Annotated in this window: 4 protein-coding genes; all 4 read left to right on the forward strand. The window is 43.6% G+C overall.

Going from position 1 to position 3,043, the window contains the following annotated elements:
• Window positions 1-30: 30 nt before the first annotated feature.
• Window positions 31-612 (forward strand): methyltransferase domain-containing protein, encoded by a 582-nt coding sequence (locus tag J7J01_04880; GenBank protein ID MCD6210214.1) that lies wholly within the window; start codon window positions 31-33, stop codon window positions 610-612.
• A 17-nt stretch (window positions 613-629) separates the two neighbouring features.
• Window positions 630-1,577, forward strand: coding sequence for an ABC transporter ATP-binding protein (locus J7J01_04885; protein MCD6210215.1), 948 nt, complete (start codon window positions 630-632; stop codon window positions 1,575-1,577).
• On the forward strand, window positions 1,570-2,274 hold the full coding sequence (locus tag J7J01_04890) for a hypothetical protein (GenBank protein ID MCD6210216.1): 705 nt from the start codon (window positions 1,570-1,572) through the stop codon (window positions 2,272-2,274). The genes J7J01_04885 and J7J01_04890 overlap by 8 nt, the downstream gene beginning before the upstream one ends.
• A 136-nt stretch (window positions 2,275-2,410) precedes the next feature.
• Window positions 2,411-3,043 (forward strand): hypothetical protein (locus tag J7J01_04895; GenBank protein ID MCD6210217.1); only part of this gene is annotated, 633 nt, incomplete at its 3' end.

Consider the following 3,043-nt stretch of genomic DNA (forward strand, 5'->3'; position numbering starts at 1 on the left):
GCGCAAGCATGAAAAGAAGGGGGGATTTAAATGAGTAATAAAGAAACAAAACACATGTCTAACTTATCGTTCAGAATACTCGCATTGATACACGACAATCCCATTCGTTCGGTTTTCTGTGATCCATACAAGCTATTGAGAATGGCGGGGTTGAAACACGGGCAGAAAGTGCTGGAGGTTGGCTGCGGTCCGGGGTTCTTTACGATACCTGCGGCAAAAATAGTAGGAGAAGAAGGCGTGGTGTATGCGGTGGATGTGCATCCGCTTGCAATTGAACGAGTAAAAGAGAAAATCGAGAGGGAGGGGATGAAGAACGTTAAGCCGATGCTCGCAAACGCATCTGATACGGGGCTACCAGACCAGAGTATAGACCTTACATTTATTTTTGGGCTTCGTTACATCGCCGGTGGGCTGGGAAATGTTATAGCCGAGATACATCGTATTTTAAAACCAGGGGGTGTGCTTTCATTTGAAAAGACCAGGGGGTCAGCGAAGAAATTAATTGAGGAGGTGGAAAAGGGCGGTTTTATTTATTCAGGGCAACATGCGAGGATATTCATATTTAGAAAGAGTAAAGCTGTAAAGATAGAGGCGAGTGAATTGAAAAAATAGGTCAAAGAGAGCAGGAAATGATAGAAGTACAAAACCTAACAAAAACGTTTAACGGGAAGACAGTGCTTAAGGACGTCAGTTTTGAAGTGAAAGAAGGTGAGATATTCGGCTATTTGGGACCGAACGGAGCAGGAAAGACAACAACGCTGAGAATAATTCTGGGTCTTCTTAATCCAACATCCGGGAATGCGTTTGTTATGGGACAAAATCTGGGTCTGGGCGAGAACGAAGCACTCAGAAATAAAGTTGGCGTTCTTTTAGAAGATGACGGCGTATATGACAGGTTATCTGCTTATGAAAATCTGGATTACTATGCACAGCTTTATGGGCTCTCGGATAGAATAGAGCGAAAGAGGAGGATTAGAGAACTCCTGGAATCCGTGGGGCTTTCTGATAGAATAAACGATAAAGTTGGCAGGTTCTCGAAGGGTATGCGACGGAAATTGGCTTTGGCGAGAGCGATAGTACACGAGCCGGAAGTTTTGTTCCTGGATGAGCCTTCATCGGGTTTGGATCCCGAGGCGCAGATAATGGTGAGGGACCTGATACTTCAACTTTCTGAAGAGATGGGTGTTACAATATTCCTCAATTCTCATGACCTCGATGAGGTCCAGCGGATATGCACAAAGATAGCGATACTTCAAAGCGGTGAGATAAAAGCGCATGACACGGTCAAAAATTTAAGGGAAAAAATGGATAAGCCCCGTGTTGAAATCACTCTTTCTGATAGCAAAGATGCAGAGAAGGCATTAAACATCTTAAATTCACTGGATTTCGTCTCTGTCTCTGATTGTGAGCGAGACGATTCGAGGATAACAGCCGTGATACGTAATGAGAAAAGTTCAACGATTCTGAGTGTACTGATGAGAAATGGCATAGTAGTCGAAGAGATAAAGTGGGTCACGAAGTCCTTAGAGGACGTGTATCTGGATATTGTACAGAAAGGGAGGGAGCAGAATGAATAAGATATGGGTGGTCGCAAAGAAGGAGATGAAAGGAATTATAAAGACCAGAAGTCAGATGCTTGTAGGTATATTTTTTGCCGTGTGGTTCAGTGTAATAACAGCAGTCGGGGTCAAAACAGTAGAAGAATCCGCGGTATTTGATCAATTTAATAACCTGCTTTTCTATTTTGTGCTGATGCTGGGTATATTCATGGCATACCTCTTCTCAGGAAGGGTATTTTTCAATGAGAAAAGAGAGGGTATTATAGAAACATTACTGTGTACACCTCTTAGCCTGAGAGAAATATGGTCCGGAAAAGTAGTTGGCGTTACTATTCCTGCTTATTTAATCGCCCTACTGACAGCTGCCCTGATAACCATAATTGCAAATATCTTTTCAACGTCAATGCTGCTGCCATCGCCTGCCATCGTTCTTCATGTCTTTCTTGTTGTCCCAGCGTTCATAGCCGCTGCTGCAGGTCTTCTGGGCTTCGGGCACTTTCTGCTGGGCATGCGAGAAAACCAGATTCTGAATACCACAATATTTTTTGTGATATTTCTCGCACTCTTTTTCACTAAAAATGTGATTGGTGGAGTGTACGTTTTTTCGTGGGTCGCTATCGGGGCTATGCTTGTTGTAGCCATGCTTTTACTGGCACTCACAACATACCTGACCAGATATCTGAACAAAGAGCGGATAGTTACGACTATACCATAAAATAAAAAGGAAGCGAAAAAGATGAAAAGATACATGTACATGAATGACAAAGGAGGAACATAAAGATGACTGAAAGAAATGTCTTTGTAGTTCTATTTGGAATAATAGGAGCTTTTTATGAAGGAGGGGGGATAAAATGATGGAAGACGGAAATAAACAGGGAATTGTTCGGTGGTTTTACCACAGCATTCCCTTTATCGTGTTGTTTTTGTTCTGGGAGCTATTGGCAAGAGTAGTCCATGACCCACTCACTCTACCACCATTCTCCGCTGTGGTTGTAAACGCATTTTCTCCGTCGCTGGCTTACCACCTTGGAAGCACGCTCGCATTCTCACTGCTGGGGCTGTTGATAATATCGCTGGTGGGTCTGCCACTGGGAATGCTTATGAACAGATTTAAAAAGGTGGAATGGGCTTTAAATCCATTTTTGTGGTTTCTGTTATTCGCCTCTGGGGTTGGAATCGCAGGAATAACACCCATGCTGGTCGTGTGGTTTGGGCTCTCACAACTTACGGGTCTCTTACACTCAGTTCTGATACCCATTCTTGTGGTTGCACTAATTTCGAGTTACGGTGCAAAACTAACTGCCCTTAGAGTAGGCTTTTTGTTGTGCTGGGCGCTCCGGATTGGTGTTGAAGCGATGCCCGGAATATCCAACAGAGGAATCGGATACATACTATCGAAATACGCGTATTTCCATAACGTGGAGATGGCATATGCAATAATGTTGCTCATGGGATTTACCGGGCTTTTCGTTGATAGGGTGCTT

It is taken from the genome of Methanophagales archaeon (assembly GCA_021159465.1).
Classification (GTDB): Archaea; Halobacteriota; Syntropharchaeia; order Alkanophagales; family Methanospirareceae; genus G60ANME1.